Below are 25,107 nucleotides of genomic sequence, written 5' to 3'. Positions count from 1 at the left end.
AATATAATTTGAGTTATATTATTTTCGGTGTTAATATAATATATAATTTAATAAATTAAAATGAAAAAAACTCATATCAATAAAAAATTAATATGAGTTTTGTGTCAAATTTTATTCACCTAACTTAGTAAAGTTTATTCTTTACTTTTTTTATTAAACTTACATTTTGTTAATTATAGATATTATTAATTCTTCATAAGAATCGATAACATTTTCAATATCTTCTAAATTATTTTTTATTAAAAGTCTACTTTTTTTAGCGTCAGCAATCTCAAATGACATAGATATTCCATATCCAGGATAATTAATTGTTGTGTCTAATCATTTTAATTCTTTTATGTTCTTGACCATATCTGTAAGTATTTTTAAAGAGTTTTGAAGTCCGATCTTAGATTGATTAATTATTTCGTTTAATTTTTCAATTCTATCTTCTTGCTCGGTTATAACTATTTCGTTTTGCCTTATTTTTTGATTTAATTCTTCTGTTTCTCTTTTTAAATTCTTCAATTCTTCTTTTTTAGAGTTTAACTCTTCGCTAATTTTTCTTTTTTGCTCTTGTAAATTTTGTATATTTTGATTATTTCTTAAATTATCTTCTGTTAATTGCATTATGATATTTTCTTTGTTTTCTAAATCAGAATTATAATTCTTAATTAAGATTTTATATCTTTCAATTTCTTTATCTTTTTGAGCGATAATTTCTACTAATTCATCATATTTTTTATTTTTTTCTTGCAATTCTAACTCTTTTTCGTTAACTAATTTTAGTAAATTACTTATATCTTCTTTTGATTTTTCTAGCTCTAATTTTAATGTATTATTTTCGTCAATTACTAATGATAATTCATTATTCAAATTATTATTATCAATTGTTAAAGAATCGATCTTCTTTTGTTTTTCTTGATTATTTTTAGTTAAATTTTCAACTTTAGTATTTAATTCGTTAATATTAGAATTTAATTGTGCTATTTTTTCTTGTTTATTATTATTTTCTTCTTTTGCTTCTTCTAATTCTGAATTAATTTCTTGAATCCTTTGATTTAAAGAATTAATTTCATTATTGTTATCTCTAATTACATTTTGAAGATTTAATATTTCTCTTTTATTGTTAGCTATTTTTATGTTAAAATCTTCTATTTCTATTTCTTTTGATTTAATAATTTCGTTTTTAGAATTTAATTCATTATTTAAATTATTTATTACTCTTTCTTGATCATTAAGTTGCTTTTCGGTATCCCGGCTTGATTTTTTTAATTCTTCAATTAATTTATTATATTCGTGATTTTGATTTTCAATTATTAAAATTTGATCATTTAATTTCTTTATTATTTTACTTTTATTTTCATTATCGGAAGATAATAATTCTATTGTTTCTAAAATTCTATTATATAAAACTATATTTTCTTTATGTGCGTTCATTAATAAGCTTGTATTTAATTCTAATTTACTTATTTTGTCGGAAATTGTCTTTATAAATTGAATATTTTTATTAATTTCTAAAACAATCTGCTCTATTTTGTATTCTATATTATTTATATTTTCATTTATTTTATTAATTTCCAATAAATTCTCTTCGTTTTGACTTTTTCAAAGTTTATTATTTTCTATGAGAATAATGTTTTTGTTATTTCTGTTCAAAAGAATTTCTTTTGTATTTCTAGAGACAATTAATTCATTTTCTTCTATTTTAGAATTTAATAATTTTATTTTATTTTTATTTTCGATTAATTCTGAATTTAAATCAATAATTTGATTTTCTAAAATAGTATTATTATTTATTATTTCATTTATATTATCTCTTGCTAAATTATAGTTTTTATCAATTGTACTTGTGATATCTAAAATAACTTGAATTACATCAATTAAGTTATTAATCGTTTCATTATTTATAAAGATATATTTTTCTAGATTGTTTTTATCTTTTCTATTGTAAAAATCATTGGTAATTCTTTTTTTATCTTTGATTTTTTTAAGACTTTCTTCATATGTATGGATATTTGATTTGTTTACTATCTTGGGAATTATATATTCAAACAAATTGAGGTTAAGTTCTAAATTTTGATTAAAAACTTTTATTGATGTATCGTTATATATATTCAGAATTGCAAGGTCAATTTCATTCATGTTTTTTGTCTTAATTTTAATGGTATTAATTTCTTTTTCGAAACTAGAATAAAATCGTTTTATCATTTCTATTTCTTGATTTAAAAGGTTTATCAAAGAATCGTTTGTTTTTGTTTTATCTTCAATCAAATATTTCTTATGACGCAGAATATCTAAATTTATATTATGTAATTTTTTATCTAGTTCAAACTTGGATTCAATAGTATTTTTGAGAATAAATGAGTTGTAGTAATAATCATCTATATATAATTTATAGTTACTTATTTCGTTATCAAAATAGTTATTTTCTATTTTGTCTAAAAAAGAATTGTTAAGTTCTTAGATTGATCTATAAGTTTCAATGTATAATTCTTTATTTGTAATTTCTATATCGCTTAATTGGTTTATACTATGTATTAAGTCTAAGTTAAAAATTTTGAGTAGTCCTTTTAATTCTTGATTAATTTCATTAATTATGTTTTTATTTTCAACTTCATTTATATCTATGTAATTTATACTTATTTTATAAATATCATTATTTAAATAAATTTTATTTTTTATTAGATTTTCTATATTTTTAAATGAATTTAATAATTTGTTATTATTTAATTCTACTTTTAAAGTATTTTTTATTTTTTGATCACTTTCTACTTCTTTTTGTTCGTTTTTCTCTAATTCTTCGTAGTTTATATTATTCTCATTTTTTAGTGATTCAATTTTTGAGTTTATCTTTTCGATATCTATCGCTTTATTTTCTAATTTTTTTATTTCAATATTGAATTTATCTTTTTTTAATGTTGTTTTTGAATTGTTATTTGAATTAAATTTTATTTGCTTTTTATTAGTTCAACTAATAGGAATTGTTGCTGTTATTAAACTCCCGACTACAATGCTACTTAAAATTAAGTATTTATATTTTTTCTTCATTTTCCTCCTGATTAATAATTGTTTTTTTCAAGAAAATGAACAAAAAAAGTAAAAACGGTATTAATGTTTTTACTTCTAATATAATATTAATTTCTTTTTGATTGAGTAAAATCAAAATTTTCGATTATTTTAATAGATTTATCAAAAACTTCATTTTCGCTCAATTCATTAGTATCTATTATTACATATGGTATTTTATATTTTGTGGTTAGATTAATAAATTCTTTTTTATAAATAGAATGTAATTCAAAAAAATATTCAAAATTTTCATTAAAATTATCTATTTCAACTTTTCTGCCTCTTTTGAAAATTCTATCTTTAACATTTTCAAAATTAATATCAAGAAAAATTGCTAGATCTGGATTATTATCTAAATTTATTAAATGTTCAGACATTTCTAAAAAAGCTTTTAGGTATCTAGGTTCTTTCTTAGAAAGTGTAACGATTGCAAAAATTATATGTTCAATATTAAATCTATCTAAAAATATATGTGTATTCTTGTGTGAATTTTTGCTTAAAAATTTTTTATTAGCAATATTAAATGAATTTTCTAAAGATTCAGTGATGTATGCTTGAAAAGATAAATCAATATTTGGTTTTTGTGAATATATTCATTCTAAATATTTGTTAAAAATTTCATCATTTTCACTAAACTCCTCTAATAAAAGTGAGTTTTCATATTTTTTATTTAAAAGTTTGGATAGAGTACTTTTTCCACTACCTATCATCCCGCTTATAGATATAACCATTATTTCTTTCTTTCTTGAATTCATTCGTTTTTATGTTTTTCAATTATTTCAATTGTTTTTTCAAAAACCTCTTCTTCAGTTAAGTTTTTGGTATCTATTATCACATAATTTAAATTATATTTTTTAGCCTGTTTTTCAAAAGTATCTTTGTAAAGTGAAAAAAGGTTTTTGAAGTATTCTAAATTTTCAGAATAGTGGTTTATTTCTACTTCTCTACCTCTTTTAAATAATCTTTTCTCAAAAGTCTGATAGTCTAAATCTAAATAAATTGCCAAATCTGGTGTTTCTCTTTTTTTTATTAAGTTATTAAACATAGCATCATATCCTTTTAAATAGTTATCACCTTTTTTTGAAAGTATGACCGACGCGAATATGTAATGTTCTATACTAAATCTATCTAAAAATATATGATTTTTATTCATTGAATAATTTAGTTGATAAAATTTATCTATTATTTCATTTAATTTTGTTGTATGGTTTTCAATCACATATGCTTGAAAACCCATTGTTAAATTCTCTCTTTTTGAATATAATCACTCTAAGAATTGATTAAAAACCTCGTCATTTTCTTCGAATTCTTCAAGTAATAATGAATTTTCGTAATATTTTGTTAATTTTTTTGTTAAAGTGCTTTTTCCACTACTTATCATTCCGCTAATTCCAATAACCATTAAGTACCTCCGAATATTTTTATTGAAATATTAGTATAACAAAAAAATAATATGAATTTTTGAAAAAATTTTTTTATTTCTTTTTATTTATTTAAATAGTTTTAAAATAATAGAACATTATAATTATTGTTTTAGGAGTAAATATGTTTTTAAAAAAACCTGAAGGAACACTAGAAATCATCACTGGACCAATGTTTTCTGGAAAAAGTGCTGAATTATTAAAAAGATTAAAAATTTTAGAAATTGCAGGAATAAAAACTTTAGTTTTTAAACCTCATTTTGATAATAGATTTAGCGAAACAATGGTTGTTAGCAGAACCGGAGCAAAAACAAATGCTATCGTAATTGAAAAAGCTAAGGAAATACTAGATCATTGAGATTCTAGCGTTAAATCGGTTGCTATTGATGAAATAAATTTTGTTGATGATGGAATTTATGAAGTGATAGATTTTTTAGTTTTAAAAGGAGTTAGAGTAATAATAAGTGGATTAGATATGGATTTTATGCGAAGACCATTCGGTGTAACTCCTCACTTACTAGCTATCGCGGATTATGTAACTAAATTAAAAGCCGTTTGCTTGGTATGTAAATCAGATGCAGCTTTTTCTTTCCGTAAGGAAATTAGCAGTGAATTAAACCTGTTAGGGGATTCTGAATATGAACCTAGATGCAGAAAATGCCATATTATCGGCGAAAAACAAAAAAATAATACACATTTTAAAAAATAAAAAGTGCATTTTATCCATAAATATACAACAGTAATATTTATTTTTAATTTTTCATTTATTTTAAGTTACAAAAAATGTATAATAATTACAAGATTATTTATTAAGAATAATCTCATAAAAATATCCCAATCAAGATTAAAAATATAATTAAAATTTATTAAAAGAGGAAAAAATATGAAACGTTTATTATGTTTATACAAGCCAAGTAATGATAAAAATTATCCTTGAGCTTTAAAACACCCAAAAGTTAAATCTGCTTTAGCGTTATTTAAAACACGTAAAGATGCTATGAATTGATTCTTAGAATTAGGTTATGATTGTGCTACTTATTTCCAAACTGATAAAAAAGTTTTTGGTGGACTTTTCATTTCTGAAAAAAACGAAGATGGAGTTTTTGAATTCGAAGTTAACACTGAAAGATACGATGGTAACGTTGATGAATCTGATATTCTTAAAGAATTTAATGTTGATCAAAAAACTGGTTTAAGAAATTATGAAGAAGCTGGAAAATATTTAAGAGAAATTGTTGATTTTAAAGTTTTACGTGATCACGAAACTTACTTCCCTGTTGATGACGATTTTGTTATTGAAAGAAAGAAAAACCCTAAAGATGTTCAAATTGAAAAGTTACAAAAACAAATTGAAGAATTACAACTTTTATTACAAAACAAAAATGTAGATTCACATGAAGTTTCTATATTACTTGCAAAATTAAATGACACAAATTCAGATAAAGCTGCTTTACAAAGAGAAATTGAAATATTAAAAGCAAGAGCAGAATCTTATGATAATACTGAAATTCAAAAAGAAGTTGAAGTTAGAGAAGTAATCAAAGAAGTACCAGTTGAAATTGTAAAAGAAATCGAAGTAATCAAAGAAGTACCAGTTGAAGTAATAAAAGAAGTTGAAGTAATCAAAGAAGTTCCGGTTGAAGTTATAAAAGAAGTTTATACAAATGATAATGATTTAATTAAATATCACTATATTAAAGACCTTTCAAAAGAAGAACAATTAGAGTCATTAGCAGTTTTTGCCGATAAATTAGAAAAAATTTCTGATAAAGTAGTCGAAGAGAAAACGACATCAGTTCAAGATTTAACTGATATTAAAAATGAATTATCTTATTCATTATCAGTTGCTAAAGAATTAAAAGAATATTACAGCGAAGATGTTAAAAAGACAAAATTATTAAAATTAATTACAGAGTCTTTAGTAAATTCTACTAATATATTATCAACAAAAATATTTGCAAAAGAAGAAATTGAACATACACCTGAAAATTTTGCATACGTACAATTAGAAGGTGGTGAAAATCTTAGATTATCACAAGAAGTTTCTTATGTTATTTACAATAGAAAATATGTAGCTTTTGTTGAAGAAATGAATTACTCATACGCTTTTGTTGCTCAAAGAGCTTCAAATAAAGATCATTTATTAGTATTTACTGATTATTCAAATAGTATAAAAGAAGAGACTATTGTAAAAACAAAAGAAGTTTATGTAAATGAAAGCGATTCATTCTTGTTCTGATCAGTATTATTAATTTCATTAGCATTCGGAGTTTTAATAACATTAGTTTTCATGCTTTGATTAGGATATGTACCTACATTAGCATAATTAAATATAATATAAAAACAATGGGTTATCCTGTTGTTTTTATATTTTTTAATTAGTATAATATAATTTAAAAAACTGAGAATTATACCAAATTTACAAAAAAGCATTTTTAAAAATTTGGTATAATAAATATTATGGCTATAAAAAGAGAAAAAATGTTAGAAATAGTAAATCATCTCAAAAATTTTGGTTTTGTTTTCCAAGGTAGTGAAATATATGGAGGATTATCAAATACATGAGATTATGGTCCGTTAGGTTCTTTATTAAAAGATAATATTGCACGTGCTTGAAAGTTAGAATTTATTACTAAAGAGTCTAATAATCACTTGATTGATTCAAAAATTTTAATGAATCCAAATGTTTGAGTTACTAGCGGTCACGTTGGTAATTTTAGTGACCCACTTATTGAAAATAAAGTCAATCAAAAAAGATATCGAGCGGATAAATTAATTCAAGAAATTGATGAAAATATAATACCAGAAAAAATGTCTAATGATGAAATGAGAGATTTTTTAATAAAAAATTTAAATGAATATGAAGGTTCAAAAACAGACTGATCAGAAATAAGAAAATTTAATTTGATGTTTCAAACTCATCAAGGTGTGGTTGAAGGTGAAAAATCTGTTGTTTATTTAAGACCTGAGACAGCTCAAGGTATTTTTGTTAACTTTAAAAATGTTTTGAGAACTTCAAGATCTAAATTACCTTTTGGTATTGGACAAATTGGAAAAAGTTTTAGAAACGAAGTTACACCCGGGAATTTTATTTTTAGGACTAGAGAGTTTGAACAAATGGAACTTGAATTTTTTACACATCCCGATGAAGCTGATAAATGATTCGATTATTACATAAAAAAGGCATGAAATTTTGTTAAAAAAATAGGAATTAGAGAAGAAAGTATTAGATTGAGAAAACATGATGATTCAGAACTTTCGCATTATTCAACAGCAACAAGTGATATTGAATTTCAATTTCCTTTTGGGTGAGGTGAATTGCTAGGTGTGGCAAATAGAACCGATTTTGATTTAAAGTCTCACTCTAGAGCTACAGGTGAATCATTAGATTATTTAGATCCACAAACAAATAAAAAAATAATACCATATGTAATCGAACCAAGTATAGGGCTAGATCGTTTAATGTTAGCTGTAATTTCAGACGCTTATAATGTTGAAGCATTAGAAAACGATGAAAGAGTTGTGCTAAAATTTCCTATTGAAATTTCACCATTTAAATTAGCTATTTTACCTTTGATGAAAAAAATTTCTCAACCTGCGGTTGAACTTTACGAAAAATTACTAGAAAAAGGCATTAGTGTAACCTATGATGACGCTGGTTCTATTGGTAAAAGATATAGACGTCAAGACGCAATAGGTACATATTGATGTGCAACTATAGATTATCAAACATTAGAAGATAACACAATTACATTAAGAAATAGAGATACAATGGATCAAATCAGAATTTCTATTGAGGATATTGTTAAATATTTATAAAATAAAAGGAGTTTAATTAAATGGCAACAATTCCAACTGAGATTGTTAATGAAATAATTTCAAACTCAAATATTGTAAATGTTGTATCTAATTTTCTTACTCTTAAGCGAAAAGGTAATAATTATTCTGCACTTTGTCCTTTTCATTCTGATAGTAATCCGAGTTTTAGCGTTTCGCCACAAAAAAATATTTATAAGTGTTTTTCATGTGGAGAAAGCGGAAATTCACTAACTTTTGTTATGAAAAAAACCGGTAAAAACTTCGTTGAAGCATTAGAGTTTTTGGCGGAAATGATTGGATATAATTATGATTTTTCTAACTATAAATTTAATCCTTTATCAACTTTTTCAAATGAAGAATTAAATTTACTTGAACTATTAGATGCTGCAAACACGTTTTTAAAAACACAATTATTAAAATTTGAAAGTGCTCAAAAATTTTTGAACGATAGACAAGTGAATAATTTTGATATATTAAACACTTTTGATTTAGGTTATTCAAGAGAATCGGATTTAGTTGATTATTTAACTAATAAACTAAATTATTCAGAAAAAGAAATGATAGATGCCGGACTTTTAAATAGTGATTTATATAATTTTTTTAAAAATAGAGTAACGTTTGCTATACGTGATAATAATGGTAAAGTAGTTGGGTTTAGTGGTAGAACTTTAGATCCTAATATAAAAAGTAAATATATTAATTCGCCAGAAACTAAATTATTTAAAAAATCTAAAATTTTATATAATTTTCACAATGCAAAAGAATTTATAAAAGCAAAAAAAGAAATTATTATTGTTGAAGGTTTTTTTGATGTAATTGCTCTCTATAAATCTGATATCAAAAATGTGGTAGCGTTAATGGGAACGGCACTTAGTGAATCACATATATCTAATATTAAAAATTATAAAATTAAGTTATTTTTAGATAACGATCAAGCAGGAATAAATGCATCATTAAAATCAATACTTTCTTTATATAAGCACGGAGTTCATGATATAGATATTATTGTAAATACTTATAATAAAGATCCGGATGAAATTTTTAAACAATATGGAAAAAATAAAATTACAGAACTTTTAGATAATACTAAAAATTCTTTAGATTTTATTTATGAACATTTTATTCATAAAAATAGGCTAATTGATAATAGAGATTTTAGTAGCTTGCAAAATTTTGAAAATGACATTATAGAATTTTTAGAATATTTACCCGAAAAATTTTCGAATTACATAATTAATAATTTTAATAAATCATACGATTATAAAATAGAAGTTAAAAAAAATAATATTGAACATGAGCCAAAAGATAATATTCATTATGAAAACACAATTACTTTAGATGAAAACGATTTAATACCTAATTATGAACCTATTGAATTTAATGAACAAAATTTAGATTCTAAAAATTATTACAACAATAATTTTAACAATACATATATCAATAACAATTCAATAAATCTTTTAAGCAAAACTATTAATAATAATATACAAATTAAATTTTTGATATATATGTTAGAAAATAAGTATATTAATGACAAGATCGATCAATCAGATAATAGATTTTTCTTTTTAAAACATGAATTATATAGAAATATATATACTAAAATACAACAAATGCACAAGCAAAGCGACAATTCTGAAGATTTTTTGGATAGTCTAGAAGACGATTTTGAAATAAGCAATAACCTAAAGAATATTATTAGCATTAAAAAAGAAGAAGTTTTAAACGATTTAAAAAATATTTTTTCACAATTAATTTATTTGGAAAATAAAAATTCTAATATAGACCAAATTTCTATTAATTCTTTTTTTGATGATTATTCAAAAAGAATAAAAAATGAATTAAATTTAAACGGTGAAGAGTGAGAAATAAGTTTAGACCCGTTGATAAGAGCATTTACTAATGAATTTATATTAAAAAATAAAAATAATATGGCTAATATCGATATCTCTCAAATCGATTTAATAAGAGCTTACAATTCGAGAAACGTAAAAACAACTATAAATAAGAAAAAACCTAAAGGAGAATAAAATGAATAATTATGATTTAGTAATTGACATTTTAAAACAAGAGTTAAAGAGAAAAAATAAAACTTTTTTCACTCAAGAAGAAGTTTTTGATATCTTAGATAAAAGAAAATTAAGCATATCACAAGATGACGAGTATGACGGTATTACCGAATTTTTTGAAGTTCTTATGGAGCATAAAATCATTAGTAATAAAGTTGATCAAGGTGATGATGAACTAATTGATAATACATGGTCAAAAGAATTAGAAAATAATACTAAAAAAACACTTAAAAAGAAAGATAAAAAAGGTTTAGAATTTAATGAAGAATCAGAAGAAAATGATCTTGATTTTGATTCAGATAATGATGAATTAGACCCTGATTTGTTTGAAGATGACGAAGATCTAGATTCTTCTGATGATGAAAAGACAGAATACGATTATTCTAACGATGATAATGAAGATTTAGACTCTGAAGAAGATGAAGAATCAGAAGAAGAGCAAGAAGATGATGATTTATACTCCTCATCAGATGACGAAGATTTTGATTTAGATTTGAATTTCGATCCTAATCAATCTATATTATTGGAAACAGAAAATAAAAAAACAAGCAATTTAGCTAATAAATTAACAGAAACAAATGATATTGTTAAGTGATATATGCGTTGAATTGGTAAATATGGTAATCTTTTAACTGATGAAGAAGAAGCTGAGATTTGTCGCCAAATAGAAAAAGGTGGATTCAGAGGAAAAAGAGCTAGAGATAAATTAGTATTACGTAATTTACGTTTAGTTATTAATAATGCTAAAAAATACAAAAACAGAGGACTTTCTTTTATAGATTTAATTTCCGAAGGAAATCAAGGTATAATGAAAGCTGTTCAAAAATTCGATGTTTCAAAAGGTTTTAAATTTTCTACATATGCAACATGATGAATTAGGCAAGCAATCACACGTGCGGTAGCAGATCAAGCAAGAACTATTAGAGTTCCTGTTCATATGGTCGAGACAATTAATAAAGTTTCTAAAATAGAACGTGAACTTCAACATAATTTGGGTTATGAGCCTTCTGATAAAGAAATAGCAGATGAAATTAATAAAATTGCTGGAAATAATGATTTTACAGCTGATAAAGTAGCTTATATCAAAAAAATTAATATAGACCCTATTTCTCTTGATAAGCAAGTTGGTAAAGAAAATGATTCTTCATTTAGTGATTTTATTAAAGACGAAAATACAATTGGGCCAGTTGATTTTTCAGCTCACGAAGAGTTATCTGATTTGATTTTAAAAATGATAGACGAAACGCTAGAAGAAGATGAGAAAGAATTAATTTGTAAACGTTATGGTGTTGGTTATGACAAAGACGGTAATCGTTATAGAGTACATTCTTTAGAAGAATTAGCAGTTTCTAGAAATAATGTTTCTAAAGAAAGAATTAGACAAATTGAAAATAAAATATTAAGAAAACTTAGAAATAATCCTAAATTTGGTAAAAATTTAAAAGATTATCACGCATAATATGAAATTAAAAGAAATAATCAATGAACTTGAAAAAATATATCCTTTATCAAACAAAGAGATTTGAGACCCTTCAGGATATTCGGTTAAAACTCAACAACATAAAAAAATAACAGGTATTTTATTTGCAATCGATTTAACAAATGATGTTTTAAAATTTGCAATTGAAAAAAAATGTAATTTAATTTTAACTCACCATCCTTTCTTATTTGAAAAAGACAAAAAAACAGAATTTTTAAAAGCACCTTATAAAAAGGAAATTATTTCTAAATTAAGAGAACATCAAATAACTTCTTATTCTATGCATACTAATTATGATTGTTCACCTCTTGGTACTTCGTATCAAATAGTTAAATATATTGGTTTAGAAGAATATTTTGATTATACTTCTCCAAAGTATAGTGCTATAATAAATAAAAAAACTTCTTTAAAAGAAATTATTCTTTTATTAAAGCAAAAATTAGGATTACATTCATTTAGAACAAATATAGATAAAAAAAATTATGATAAAGTATTTACTAATATTGCTTTTTTAAGCGGTAGCGGTTATATAGGTCAAATAATAGAAATGAAAGAAAAAATTGATTTATTTATAACAAGCGATCTTAAGTGAAGCGATTGAATAACATATAAAAACACTAATGTTAATATATTGGAAATACCTCATTTAGACGAAGAAGTTTTTGCTTATCATTTGCACGAAATTGTAAGGACTAAATTTAATAAAATTAATAATTTACACATATATAAGATGGAATTACCTTATAAGAATGTTCTAGAGGAGAAATAAATGAGCAAAATAACATCATACAATAATAATGTTCCGATATATTCTGAAGAAAAAACTTTAGAATATATTGAAGTTTTAAAAAAGTTTTTAAAAAATAAATTAAAAAAAGCGAATGCGACTGGTTTTATAGTTGGTATTAGTGGCGGAATTGACTCTGCATTAACTTATTCTTTAGCTAAATTAGTTGCTCCAAACACTACAATTGGTGTTGTTATGCCAATATCATCAATGAGTGATTATGACTTAAAACATATTAGTGAGTTAGAAAAAACATTTGGTCAAGAATTTATTAAAGTTGATTTAAGTAGTGTTTTTGAAGCACAATTAAAACAATTAAATATTTCTAACAAATTAGCTATAGCAAACATTAAGCCTAGATTAAGAATGACAACTTTATACGCTTTAGCTCAAGAAAATAATTCATTAGTTCTTGGAACTGATAATGCGGATGAAGTTTATATAGGTTATTTCACAAAATATGGGGATGGTGGAGCTGACTTGTTACCAATTTCTAGATTAACCAAAGGTGAGGTTAATTTTATGGCTAAAATTTTGGGGGTTCCAGAAAGTATTTTGAACAAGAAGCCATCAGCAGGACTTTGAGAAGGACAAAATGATGAAGATGAATTAGGTTTTAGTTATTTAGAACTTGATTACTATATAAATCATTTAAATGATAAAGATAAAATTAATTCATATATTAAAGATGAATCAATAGAAAAAATCAAACATAAGCATAAGATTTCTAAACACAAAAGAGATGGTGCTTATAAGCCAAATAATATAAAATAAAAGGAGATTAATATGGCAGGACATTCACATTCGGCAAATATAGCACATAGAAAAGGTGCACAAGATGCAGCTAGAGGAAAAATTTTTCAAAAATTATCTAAAGAAATATATGTAGCAGCAATGTTGGGACCAGATCCAGATACTAACCCAGCACTTAAATTGGCTATCTCAAAAGCTAAATCAAAAAATATGCCAAAAGACAACATTGAGAGAGCTATAGCGAAAGCTAAAGGATCAAAAGATTCAGAATCATTCATTGAATTATTATTTAATGCAACAATTAGTGGTGGAGCTACATTCATGGTTTTAGCTCTAACAGATAATGTTAATAGAGCAAAATCTAATGTACAATCATATTTCAATAAACAAAATGCTACGCTTGGTAAAACAGGTCAGGTTCCTTATGCTTTTGATAAAAAGGGAATAATTGAAATATCTAAAACATTAGTTTCAGAGGACGATTTAATGATGGTAGCATTAGAAGCCGGGGCTGAAAATATCGAAACAAACGATGATACTTTTGTTATCTTAACAGAACCAGACAATTTTACTGAAGTTAAATCTAAATTAGAGGAAGAATTAAAAATTGATGAATTTATTCAATGCGAAGTTACATACATACCAAATATGTATGTTGAATATGATGATGAAAAGAAAGAAAAATTATTTGAATTTATTGATAAATTAAAAGAAGATGATGACGTTCAAGAAGTTTATCATAATATTCAGGAGTAAATTTAATGAATTGAATTTACGAAATTTATAAAGGAATTAATAACGGTATTCAAAATGAGGGAGCTTCTAAAGTAATATTAGTTTTAATTTTTTTACTAATATTACTTTCTATACCAACCATTTTATCCGTAACTTTACCTTTTGCGAAGAAACTTTTAAATAGCAATATAAAAGTTTATTTATATGCTTTTTCAACAGGTTTCTTTATCATACTTGCAACTTTTGGTTTTTTACGTGAATCAATAGAGCAATCTTCGTTATATGCGTTTAACAATAATTTTTCAACTAATAAAACGTATTTATATAATATATTTTTAGTTGGAGGAGGATCACTTTTAGGGCTTATAATTGCAATAGTGATTAAATTTGTTATATCATATAAACTTAACCAAAAATTAATGAAGTCTAAAAAATTAAGTGTTTTTATACATGAACATAATAATTCTGACGGAGAAATACACCATCATTCTCACGAAGAATTTATGTCGAATAAAGATGATAGAATAAATTTAGCTGAAGATACAATTTTTGTTGAAAAAGTAGAGAAAAAGTTAAAAATGATTGCTTTATTACTTCTACTAACACATAGAATACCAGAAGGTTTATTAATTGGGTATAGTTTATCCCAAAATATACTTTCGGGATATTATGCAGAAATGCAATTATCAGATGGAGGTGTTACAACCTTAACTGCAGCTTATCTTTTTTCTTTAATATTGCATTTAATACCTGAAGAGTTAATTTTTTACGTTAGATTACGCGAATCAGGATTTTCTCCTGTAAAATCACTAATGATTTCGTTTTTAGGATTATCACTTTTTTTACCTTTTATGATTATTGGTATTTTCGTTAATATTGGAAATGAAAAATACATAAATTCTTTAATTTACTCAACAATTGGTACTATATTTATTTTTACTTCTCTAGTAGAGTTTTTACCTGAATTCTACCATTGAATTCTCAATAAAAGGAAATATTTTTTTGTTATATTAATGATGTTTATCGGAATATTGTTTGCAATTTTTGTTTTATCATTCCATTCACATAGTCATTAATTAAATAGGACGATAGATAATTCGTCCTTTTTGTTATTTAAATATAAATAAGAATTTAAATAATGTATAATTTAATTAAATATTAAAGTTTCGGAAAGGAATTGATGAATACTAGAAAAAAATATCTTGCATTTGCATTTTTATCTATTATTTTAATTTTAATATTGATAATTTCTATTTCTATAATCTATGTCAAGAATATAAACATACATACACATTGATTAATAATTGAATTATCAGTTGTTATCTGATTGATATTAACATCATACACGATAAATCAAACTATTTTGTATTTTGCTCAAAGTAGAGAAATTATTAAGAAATCATTCAATGGATTTGTTGAAGATATAATGGATTCTAATTCTATCGGTTTAATTATTTATGATGTTGAGAAAAAAATTTTATATACAACAAAGTACATAAGAACAAAATTCAAAAAAGATTTTATTGGTAAAAATATTTTTGATTTTTTTAAAGAAATAAACCCAAAATATAAAGATTTAAATTTTGAGGCCAATAATTTTAATATTAGTAATGATAATAATGATTATGAAGTTCAATTTTGGCCTCTAAATAATGTTGTAGTAATAAGAGATATAACTACTGAATCAATTTATAAAAATGAAATTTGAGAGCAAAAGCCAGTTATTGCAGAATTAGAAATTGATAATTATAGTTTGTATCAATCAATTCTTTCAGAAGAACAATTATTTAAAATTAATTCTATAGTAATCAATATAATAAATGAATGCGTTAAAAAATATAATATTATTTATAGACAATATACTAATGGTAAATTTCTTATTTTTACAAATGAATTAACTTTAAAAGAATTAATTGAAAATAATTTTGATCCATTTATGAATATACAAGAAGATATTTCTAGAGAAGAAATTAATATAAATAAACTATCATTAAGTATTGGTGTCGCTCACGGTTGAAATTCATTAAATGAAAAATTAGAACAGGCAAAAAAAGCTCTAGTTCAAGCTCAATCACGTGGGGGTGATCAAGTGGCAATATTTTCTAATTTTATGCCACATAAATATTATGGTTCTAATAACGAAATACTTCCGGACAATAATAGAACAAAAATTAGAGAAGTTTCTAGCTATTTTTCGAAAAAATTAGAAGATACAAAAATAAAAAATGTTATTATCTATGGACATAGATTAGCAGATTTAGATGCCTTGGGTTCCGCATATGCTATACATTTAATTGCTAAAAAGTTTGGAAAAAAATCATATATATGTAGTGAAACGTACGATAGCACGGTAGAAAATTGATTAGAATCAAATCCTTGGTTTAATAAAAGTCAAATATTAATAAATAGAAAACAATCCTTGGAATATAGTTCTGTAGATACATTAATTGTTTTGGTTGATAATTCTGATCCTTTAAGAACGGATAATCCTAATTTATTGGTGAATACCAAACGTGAAAATATTTTTATTTTCGATCATCATAGAGTTGCAAAACAAGTTGATTATGCTTTAAAAACCAATGTTTTTATTGACACAAGTTCTTCGAGTGCTTCCGAAATAGTAACTGAAATATTAATGTTTTTATCATACAAAAATATTTTAGATACTAACGGTGCACAAATGTTATTGAATGGTATATATTTAGATACAAATAACTTTTCAAAATCAGCAACTCCGAGAGCCTTTGAAGCTGCAGCTTGATTGGGTTTAAAGGGTGCTAACCCTGTTATTAGTAGGGACTTATTAAAAATAGATGAAAAAACCGAAAAATTAATAGAATCAATGTTATCAAACATAACCGAAATAAAAGAAGGGTTTTATTTAGCTTATTCTGATATCGAAGTAACTAATGATGTTATTTCTATAGCTGCAAATGAAGTTTTAAAAATTAAAGGTCGTGTTGCTTCTTTTGTTGTAGCAAGATTAAAAGGTACTAAAAAATATAAACTTAGTGCACGTGGGATAAATGCAAATGTTCAAATAATTTGTGAGGCTGTTGGTGGAGGTGGTCACTTTAGTGTTGCTGCTGCTGAAAGTGATGAGCAATTAGAAGTATTTATTGATAATATTAAACACGCAATTTCTCAAAACGGAAATAAGGAAGGATAAAAATGAAAATAATTTTAATTAAAGATTCAAAAGATGGAAAAGCTAATACAATTATTGATGTTTCTCCAGGTTATGGTACTAACTATTTAGTTAGAAATAAGATCGGTGTTCCATATAATGAGAAAAATTATGCCGAATTACAAAGAAAATTAAATAAATTGGTTTCAGATGAGTATCAAACAAGACAAGAGGCTCACGATTTAAAAAACAAATTAGAAAATTTAGTTTTAAAATTTGAATTAAGTGCAAATATTGATGGAAATAAAAATTTAAATGTTCATGGATCTATTTCTACTAAAGATGTTGAAAAAGAAGTTTCAAAACTTGGTTTTAATGTTCCTAAACACGCTTTTCAAAAAATTCATTTAATTTCTGAAGGAAAACATGATGTTGAAGCTATATTATATAAAGATATAGTTGCAAAAATTAGAATAGAAATAAAAATAAATGTACACAAATAATAAATTTAATAAGATCTTAAAATATTCTAATTTTGAAAAATTATCTTCAAAGTTTTTGACAAATACACTTTTTCATGATTATAACATCGAAAGAAGCGTTTTAGCAGTTATGATATCAGTTGAAGATAAGCAAACAATGGGTATAGAATATTTAAATGCGGATGTTTTCTTTTATGCGGATAATAGACAAGTTTTTGAATTTATAAAATTAAAAAGAGATTCAAATGAAGGTTCCATAGTATCTTATTCTTTTACAGATTTAAGTAATTTCTTAGCATCTAACGACGAATTAGCTAAAAGGTTTCCTTTGGTGGATCAGGGATTACTTAATGATTTATCAACATTTATAGTTAATGAAAATAATTTCTTAAATTATATCCAAAAATTAATAGATTTACATAAGTTAAGACTATTGGAAGTTTTTTATAATGACACTGTAAATTCTATGAAAAATAAAACTGATATTAAGTTTCAAGATTGTGTTGAAGATTTTGAAAAATTTATCATTAATAATAAAGTTGACACCGTAGATAATAGCAGTTTTATTTCTCTATCGGAAGCTACGAAAAATTATGAAGAACAAATGCAAAAAATGATGGAAAGTGATGGTTCCTATAATGATGATAGAATTTTTACAGGATATCATGGAATTGATAAATTTACAAATGGTTTTAAAGGGGGTCAATTAATTGTATTAGCAGCTCGTCCTGGTGTTGGAAAAACGGCTTTGGCATTAAATATTGTAAGTAATATTTTAAAAAACCCTAAACGTAATTGCGCTTTCATCTCATTAGAAATGCCTGTAAACGAATTGGTAATAAGATATTATTCAGCAAATTCTAGAACGCCAATGCGTAAAATATCAGACCCAAAACAATTGACACCACAAGAAATTGATTTGTTAAAAGAATCATTTAATAATAACGCTTTAGATAGATTATATTTTGATGACTCACCTTCGAGCAAAATATCAGATATTATTTGAAAAATTAAATATTTATCAAAAGAGTTACCAACTAAATTAGATTTTGTTGTTGTTGATTATTTACAACTTTTGAGCGGCGGAAATTTATCTAATGGAAATAGACAAAATGAAGTTTCTATAATATCAAGAACATTAAAAACGCTCGCTTTAGAATTAGAAATACCAATTTTAGCGTTGTCGCAACTTTCAAGAACTGTTGAACAACGAGAAGATAAAAGGCCACAATTACATGATTTAAGAGAATCTGGTTCAATTGAACAAGATGCTGATATTGTTATATTTTTAAATAGATCAAGTAAATTTTTACAAGAAAAAACAACAAATATTGAAGATAGAAATAACCCTATAAAAATAGATTTAACTATTGCCAAAAATAGAAATGGACAACCTGGTATTTCTAATATATATTTCGAAGGAAACATTGTATTGTTTCAAGAAAACCAAGAAGATAATTATTAAAAGGAGAAGCGGAATAATGGATTCTTATTATTGATGATTTAAAAGTAATATTAAAGTAGGTATTACTCATGGATAGTTATTATTATTACATTTTTATACCAATACTACTTGCTTTATTTTTTTTAAGTGGAGTATATAGTGGTTGTGAAACTGCTTACTCTACCTTAACTAAAGCTAAAATATATGAAATGGTTGAAAATAAAGAAAAATTTTCTAAAATAATAGAAAAGCATAGCAATAGATATAATAGAATTTTGACAACAATATTAATCGCAAACAATATAGTCAATGTTTTATCCGCAACTATGACTGCATTATTATTAGGAAAGGTGTTTGAAAACTATACAAACGCTTCATTTTTAACAACTGTAATTTCAACCGCATTAGTAACTCCACTTTTAGTTATTTTTGGAGAAATTACTCCAAAATTATTAGCAAAAACTAACCCTAAAAAGTTTTTAAAAATGTGAAGTTGATGAATTGATGTTAATTATTGATTTTTTTGAGTTTTAACATGACCAATTAGTAAATTATCTAAAAAAGTTTATGTTACGCATTCAGAAGAAGATTTAAAAAATATAATTAATATTGCTCAAAACGAAGGGGTATTGCAAACAGGAGAAAGTTTGCTAGCACAAAACGCACTTGATTTAGATTCCACAAAAGTATCTTCTCATTATATTAGAATGAAAGATGTGACATATTTAAATTATAAAACTAGTATAGCTGATGCTCTTAAGGTTTTTGCAGAAACAAATTATTCAAGAATACCTATTGAAAAAGATAAAAAAATGATAGGAATTGTATTATTAAAAGATATTTTTTTACTTAAAAAAGGTCAACTATTAAAATATGTTAAACAAGTTCCACAAATTTCGTCAAATTCGATATTATCAAGTGCTTTAGAAAAAATGAGAAGCGCACAAGCACAAATGGCTTTTGTAGTTGAGAATAATAGTAGCACAGATGTTTTAGGAATTATAACCATCGAAGATATTGTTGAAGAAATTGTCGGAGAAATATATGACGAATATGATGATGATGAACAAATTTATGAAATTTCATTAGAAAAATCTAGAGTACAAAGTGATGTGATAATGTGAGATTTATTCAAACAACTTGAAATAGATTCTTCATTACTAGAAGATAGTGAACACGATTTAACTTTAAGAGATTTTATACTATTAAAAACTTCTAAAACGAGACTTTACAAAAATGCTAGATATGTTTTAAATGATAAAGTAGCATTTAAAATCATTGAAATTAGCAAAGAAAAGAAAAAAATATCGACTGTTGAAGTGACAAAATTATAAAAAATAGACATTTTAACATAAGTTAAAAGTCTATTTTTTTTATTTATTTTTTACCTAGCATGCTAAACATATTCTTTTTATAAACTTCGACACCAGGTTGATTAAATGGATTTACTCCAAGCAAGTATGCACTCATTGTTAATGATCTTTCAAAGAAGATGAAAAGAGCACCTAAAGTAGATTCATCAAATTTATTAAATAACATATGAATAACTGGTATTTTACCAACTTCATAATGAGCTTGTGAAGTAGCTTCAAAAGCTGTATTGTTAATAGAATGCAAGTTGTTTTTATCTAAATATCCTAGCTTATCATAATCTACTTCGTCTGTAGTGAATTCTATATTATCTTGTGGATTTTTAAGTGTTAAAACTGTTTCAAATAATATTTTATTACCATCTTGAATCATTTGACCTAAAGAGTGTAGGTCTGTGGAGAAAATAGAACTTGTAGGTCATATTCCTTTTCCGTCTTTACCTTCTGACTCTCCGTATAATTGTTTTCATCATTCCATAAAATATTGCATTTTTGGTTCGTATGAAACCATCATTTCAATAGTAAAGTTATTTTTTGTATGTAATAAAAATCTAGCGACGGCATATTGATAAGCTTCATTTTCACTAATTTTATGCGAACTTAACTCTTTGTTTGTTTCGTTTGCTCCATCTAATATTTTTTTAGCATCAATTCCAGCACATAAAAATGGGAATAAACCGACAGCAGTTAAAACTGAAAATCTACCACCGATATCATCGGGTACTATAAATTTTGTGTATCCTTTTTCACTTGCTAATTCGAATAAAACACCTTTTGATTTATCCGTTGTTGCAACAATTAAATCTTTAGAATTTTCTCCTTCTTTTTCTTCTAAAATTTTTCTAAATTCCCTAAAAGCTATTGAAGGTTCAAGTGTTGTTCCTGATTTGGAAATAACATTAATTGCAAATTTTTTATTTTTTACATAATTCAATTTTGCTACTAATGTTTCAGCTGAAATGTCATTTCCAGCAAATAATAATTCCATTTTTGGTTTTTTCATTGAGTAAGGACCATAAATAAAATCATAACCAGATTTTGCACCTAAATAAGAACCACCAATACCGATTACAACAACAACTTCAACTCCATTTTTGTGTCATTCGTTAGCTTTTTGTTCCATTTTTGAAAATTCTTCTTTATTATAATTTTCGGGTAGATCATATCATCCAAGTCAATCTTTTTCAGCAACGTTTTTATTTAAAACATCATTATGAATTTTAGTGACATTATCTTGTAGTGAATCAATCATTTTTTTATCTAAATGTTGAGATGTTTTTTCTAAATTGATTTTTAAATATTTCATTAATTCTCCTTTAATAATTTAAATTATTAAAATTATATTATAATTTCACAAAAAATAATATTGTTTTTTAATCGTTCTTGATATTGTAAGTTATCTTACCAGAAGAATATGTGTAATTTTTTTGTTCGTTTTCAACGTCTTCTAATTTATACTCATATTCTTCTATTTCTGGAAATTTTTTTCTAAATAAAAACATTATAAAATCATATACCATAATCATTGCTCGAACATCGTTTTCACAATATCTTTTCAATTCCGGAACTACATTTTGTTCCCATACATTATCACTTATTCCGTTAACATGTCTTAAAATAGCGACTTCCATTGCCATAGTTCCTTTTTGGATTACTAGTTCAGAATAAGGTGTTATTTTAGATCTAAGGTCAAAATTCATTTTATTAATATATTTTTCAATTCCTTTTATTGAATAAAAGTAATTTAAAAATTTTATATGTATTCTTGTTTTTTCTAAAATCTTATTATTTTTCTCAAGATTAACGTTTTTATCATCACTAATTTCAATGTCATTTCCGTTTTCTAAGAATGTAAAATAATCCTTAATTTCATAACTATTTAATTTTGAATGTCCAAAGCAATCTAGTAAGTCAATTGTATTGTTATTTATTTTATTTATCTTGTTATCAAATTCGCTTTTTTCTTTGTAGATTTTATTAAATTCATTGATAAAATCAACATCATTATCCTTGAAAGCTTTTTCAACAAGTTTTTTAATCTCCCTATTTCTAGTGTTTTCATAACTTTTATTATAAACTACGTAATAATCATAATCATCGCTATGTATTTGATCTATCATTTTTACTAAATCGATAAGTTTTAAATTTTTGGTATCGCAAACAATATTCTTTTTATCTATCTCATTACCGTTTTTTGTTATTATTATGGATACTTGATTGACAATTTGATTGTAAGGTCCTATGTTATTTAAAGGTGGATAAAGTTCTGCAAAACCTTCATAATCATATCAACAAATTTTGGCATCTTTTTTATGTAATTTTTTAATTTTATTTAATGCAGCTATTGTAAAAAAGTTATCAGTTTCATTGAATTTTTTATTCTCATCTATTATGCTTTTGATATTATTTTTCGAAATATTTTTATAGTATTTGAAAGAAATTCTTTCAAATTTATCTTTTGTTAAGAATTTGAATATTGCATATTTTTCTTCTTTATCTATTCCTAACATATCATCAAAATAAATATTATTAATCTCATGGTTAAATGTATTTAAATTACCGTTAAGTCAATTTTCTACTAAGTTTTTCTTATCATTTTTATTATTAAATTGTAAAAAATGTACTATTGCATCTAGATTAATATTTTTAAAATCAAAATAGGATTTAGTAATTATTTTTTCATAAAAATCATAGTTAAAAATTGTGAACGCATAATCAGAATCATTATTTGATTTTTTTTCATTTTTAAACGGTATAACAATTTGTCCTTCTCTGTAACTAGTTATATCTTTCTTTGAATAATTAAAAAGAAGTAAATCATTAAAATTCAAAGAAATATTATTTTCTGGAAATATCATATTTTTAGATGCTTTTAAAAAACTATACACTGAATTATTTTTATCATATTTGTTATTTATGAACAGTAAGTTATCACCAGATTTTGTTATAGCCTCCGAAAATTCTTTCAACATATCTGTAAGGTTTTTTCCTGTTGGCTTAGATATTGATTTATTAGGTGACGCAGCAAAAGATTCGTAAAATTCAATTTTATTTTTTGTAATTTTTCCATTTAATTTTGTGTATGGGTTTATTAAAATGGTGGACATATCTCTTATGATAAGATTATTTTTGATAAATAAATTATTTGCAAAAAAGAACTTATAATATAGTTCATATTTAGCTTTAGTATAACTTAAAAGAACTAATTTATCGTTTTTCTTATCAAAAATTAAAAAAGGTAAATTGAATAAGAAATTATTTTCTCCTTCTATTAATGAATATCCAATAGTTCCGTTAATTATAACGTCAATTTCGGGATCTGCAATAGCATTTAATGTTTCATTTATTTTCACTTCAATACTATTTTTTGTACTTATGTACTTAGGTTTTTTTAAATTATATTTTTTTAAATAATAATTAATTGCATCGTTATTATATCTATCATAATTGTCTTTAAATACCTTTATATAATCATTTTGATTCACAAAATTACCTTTTGATACAGCTCCAAAATCATGAAATACATTATCTTCATACTCAAAATTTGAGTAGTCAAATAAAATTCCCTCTTCTTCAATTTCATCGTCAAATTCAATAAAATTTTCTACTGAATTGGATTTATCAAAAATATTATTTATATGATTGACTAAATCCTTTCTTTCTCAAATTAGGGCCGGATTTAATCCAAATGTTTTTTTAAAAATGTTTCAAGATATATTTATAATTTTCATTATTCTCCTTATTAAAAAACTAATATATTAATTATTATATGATTTATTTATATTCTATAAAAAATAATAATTTATTTTTTAGCTTGTTATAATATTTTTATAAATAATTGTAATGAAGAAAAAGAGGTTTAAATGAAAAATACAAAAATATTTTTAAAAGTTTTTAGTTCTATTGTTGGATTTTCAACTTTTGCTACCGTAATTTCTTGTTCTAATAAACAAGAGATGATTAAAGAGGAACAAACTAAAAATAAAGCATCAAAAAATGAAGCTAATGAAATAGATTTTGAAGTCGAAAAAATATTTAATCAAAATTTCGAAAAGGAATACGCAAGTTCTGTAGCGCAAGATTTAGTTAATGCTATTAATTCTAATTCAGTTTTATTTTATGATTATAAAGCTAAAGCGTTATTATCTGCACCTACAGGGACAGATAGACCTAACTGAAAAGAAAATAGTTACACAAATGTTTTCGATGCTAACGAATTAACAATTAACGGTAAATATAATTTATCCAATGCCGAAAATCCTACTTTTGAAAGTAGAGGTGTAAAGAAAAGTGCACCAAAAATAGAATATGTTAAAAACGGAAATAAGATTATAATAACATTTAAATACACCAAACATAATGGTGGTTCTAAAGATGTAACTGTATCAGATAATCAATATAAATTAATTATAAATTTATAATTTTAAATGCCTATTTGAATAGGCATCCTAAAATGAAATATCAAGTGCAACACTTTCGTGCTTGGTATTTTTATTATATCTTAACGATCTAAAAAAATCTAAAATTTTACTTAAAAAATCAATATTATTACTTTGTTTTCAATATCAAAAG

Annotated in this window: 20 protein-coding genes; 14 read left to right on the top strand and 6 right to left on the bottom strand. The window is 24.2% G+C overall.

Going from position 1 to position 25,107, the window contains the following annotated elements; all coding sequences use genetic code 4:
• Window positions 1-159: 159 nt before the first annotated feature.
• From N9R85_RS02885 to N9R85_RS02870, 4 genes are all read right to left on the bottom strand, one after another.
• A complete protein-coding gene (locus N9R85_RS02885) occupies window positions 160-2,253 on the bottom strand; it encodes a hypothetical protein (RefSeq protein ID WP_262858513.1) in 2,094 nt (697 codons plus the stop codon).
• A 189-nt stretch (window positions 2,254-2,442) separates the two neighbouring features.
• Window positions 2,443-3,030 carry a hypothetical protein gene (locus N9R85_RS02880; RefSeq protein ID WP_262858512.1) on the bottom strand — a complete coding sequence of 196 codons (588 nt, stop codon included), beginning with the start codon at window positions 3,028-3,030 and terminating at the stop codon, window positions 2,443-2,445.
• Window positions 3,031-3,116: 86 nt separating this feature from the next.
• Complete coding sequence (locus N9R85_RS02875) at window positions 3,117-3,803, bottom strand: deoxynucleoside kinase (protein WP_396888755.1); 687 nt, start codon at window positions 3,801-3,803, stop codon at window positions 3,117-3,119.
• The gene (locus N9R85_RS02870) at window positions 3,779-4,450 is read right to left on the bottom strand and encodes a deoxynucleoside kinase (RefSeq protein WP_262858511.1); all 672 of its coding nucleotides are present in this window, start codon (window positions 4,448-4,450) and stop codon (window positions 3,779-3,781) included. Before N9R85_RS02870 ends, N9R85_RS02875 begins: the two co-directional genes overlap by 25 nt.
• Window positions 4,451-4,593: 143 nt before the next feature.
• Between N9R85_RS02870 and N9R85_RS02865 the strand changes: the two genes are divergently transcribed.
• From N9R85_RS02865 to N9R85_RS02805, 13 genes are all read left to right on the top strand, one after another.
• Entirely contained in the window at window positions 4,594-5,178 is a 585-nt protein-coding gene (locus N9R85_RS02865; protein WP_262858510.1) for a thymidine kinase, read from the top strand.
• A gap of 174 nt (window positions 5,179-5,352) precedes the next feature.
• Window positions 5,353-6,795, top strand: coding sequence for an MAG3090 family protein (locus N9R85_RS02860; protein WP_262858509.1), 1,443 nt, complete (start codon window positions 5,353-5,355; stop codon window positions 6,793-6,795).
• A 134-nt stretch (window positions 6,796-6,929) separates the two neighbouring features.
• On the top strand, window positions 6,930-8,288 hold the full coding sequence (locus tag N9R85_RS02855; protein WP_396888754.1) for a glycine--tRNA ligase: 1,359 nt from the start codon (window positions 6,930-6,932) through the stop codon (window positions 8,286-8,288).
• 20 nt (window positions 8,289-8,308) lie between these two features.
• Window positions 8,309-10,318: a DNA primase gene (dnaG, locus tag N9R85_RS02850; RefSeq protein ID WP_262858508.1), complete on the top strand. Its 2,010-nt coding sequence runs from the start codon at window positions 8,309-8,311 to the stop codon at window positions 10,316-10,318.
• Window position 10,319: 1 nt separating this feature from the next.
• Entirely contained in the window at window positions 10,320-11,816 is a 1,497-nt protein-coding gene (locus N9R85_RS02845; RefSeq protein ID WP_262858507.1) for an RNA polymerase sigma factor, read from the top strand.
• A 1-nt stretch (window position 11,817) separates the two neighbouring features.
• Window positions 11,818-12,606, top strand: coding sequence for a Nif3-like dinuclear metal center hexameric protein (locus N9R85_RS02840; protein WP_262858506.1), 789 nt, complete (start codon window positions 11,818-11,820; stop codon window positions 12,604-12,606).
• Window positions 12,607-13,398: an NAD(+) synthase gene (nadE, locus tag N9R85_RS02835; protein ID WP_262858505.1), complete on the top strand. Its 792-nt coding sequence runs from the start codon at window positions 12,607-12,609 to the stop codon at window positions 13,396-13,398. It abuts the gene before it with no gap.
• Window positions 13,399-13,410: 12 nt separating this feature from the next.
• Entirely contained in the window at window positions 13,411-14,133 is a 723-nt protein-coding gene (locus N9R85_RS02830; RefSeq protein ID WP_262858504.1) for a YebC/PmpR family DNA-binding transcriptional regulator, read from the top strand.
• A gap of 5 nt (window positions 14,134-14,138) precedes the next feature.
• Window positions 14,139-15,188: a ZIP family metal transporter gene (locus N9R85_RS02825; RefSeq protein WP_262858503.1), complete on the top strand. Its 1,050-nt coding sequence runs from the start codon at window positions 14,139-14,141 to the stop codon at window positions 15,186-15,188.
• A 104-nt stretch (window positions 15,189-15,292) separates the two neighbouring features.
• Window positions 15,293-17,281 carry a DHH family phosphoesterase gene (locus N9R85_RS02820; RefSeq protein ID WP_262858514.1) on the top strand — a complete coding sequence of 663 codons (1,989 nt, stop codon included), beginning with the start codon at window positions 15,293-15,295 and terminating at the stop codon, window positions 17,279-17,281.
• Between the two features lie 2 nt (window positions 17,282-17,283).
• Window positions 17,284-17,742 carry a 50S ribosomal protein L9 gene (rplI, locus tag N9R85_RS02815; protein WP_262858502.1) on the top strand — a complete coding sequence of 153 codons (459 nt, stop codon included), beginning with the start codon at window positions 17,284-17,286 and terminating at the stop codon, window positions 17,740-17,742.
• Window positions 17,729-19,186 carry a DnaB-like helicase C-terminal domain-containing protein gene (locus tag N9R85_RS02810; protein WP_262858501.1) on the top strand — a complete coding sequence of 486 codons (1,458 nt, stop codon included), beginning with the start codon at window positions 17,729-17,731 and terminating at the stop codon, window positions 19,184-19,186. Before rplI ends, N9R85_RS02810 begins: the two co-directional genes overlap by 14 nt.
• A gap of 68 nt (window positions 19,187-19,254) precedes the next feature.
• Window positions 19,255-20,499, top strand: coding sequence for a hemolysin family protein (locus N9R85_RS02805; RefSeq protein ID WP_262858500.1), 1,245 nt, complete (start codon window positions 19,255-19,257; stop codon window positions 20,497-20,499).
• Window positions 20,500-20,542: 43 nt separating this feature from the next.
• Here the strand turns inward: N9R85_RS02805 and N9R85_RS02800 are convergent, their stop codons facing one another.
• Complete coding sequence (locus N9R85_RS02800; protein WP_205852048.1) at window positions 20,543-21,841, bottom strand: glucose-6-phosphate isomerase; 1,299 nt, start codon at window positions 21,839-21,841, stop codon at window positions 20,543-20,545.
• Between the two features lie 67 nt (window positions 21,842-21,908).
• Entirely contained in the window at window positions 21,909-24,266 is a 2,358-nt protein-coding gene (locus tag N9R85_RS02795; protein ID WP_262858499.1) for a DUF2779 domain-containing protein, read from the bottom strand.
• A gap of 132 nt (window positions 24,267-24,398) precedes the next feature.
• On the opposite strand from N9R85_RS02795, the gene N9R85_RS02790 reads away from it, so the two are divergent.
• Window positions 24,399-24,956: a hypothetical protein gene (locus N9R85_RS02790; RefSeq protein WP_262858498.1), complete on the top strand. Its 558-nt coding sequence runs from the start codon at window positions 24,399-24,401 to the stop codon at window positions 24,954-24,956.
• Window positions 24,957-25,107: the final 151 nt, after the last annotated feature.

The sequence above is a fragment of the Mycoplasma sp. CSL7503-lung genome (assembly GCF_025515455.1).
Lineage (GTDB): Bacteria > Bacillota_I > Bacilli_A > Mycoplasmatales > Metamycoplasmataceae > Mycoplasmopsis.
This window is presented reverse-complemented; position numbering and strand designations above follow the sequence as displayed.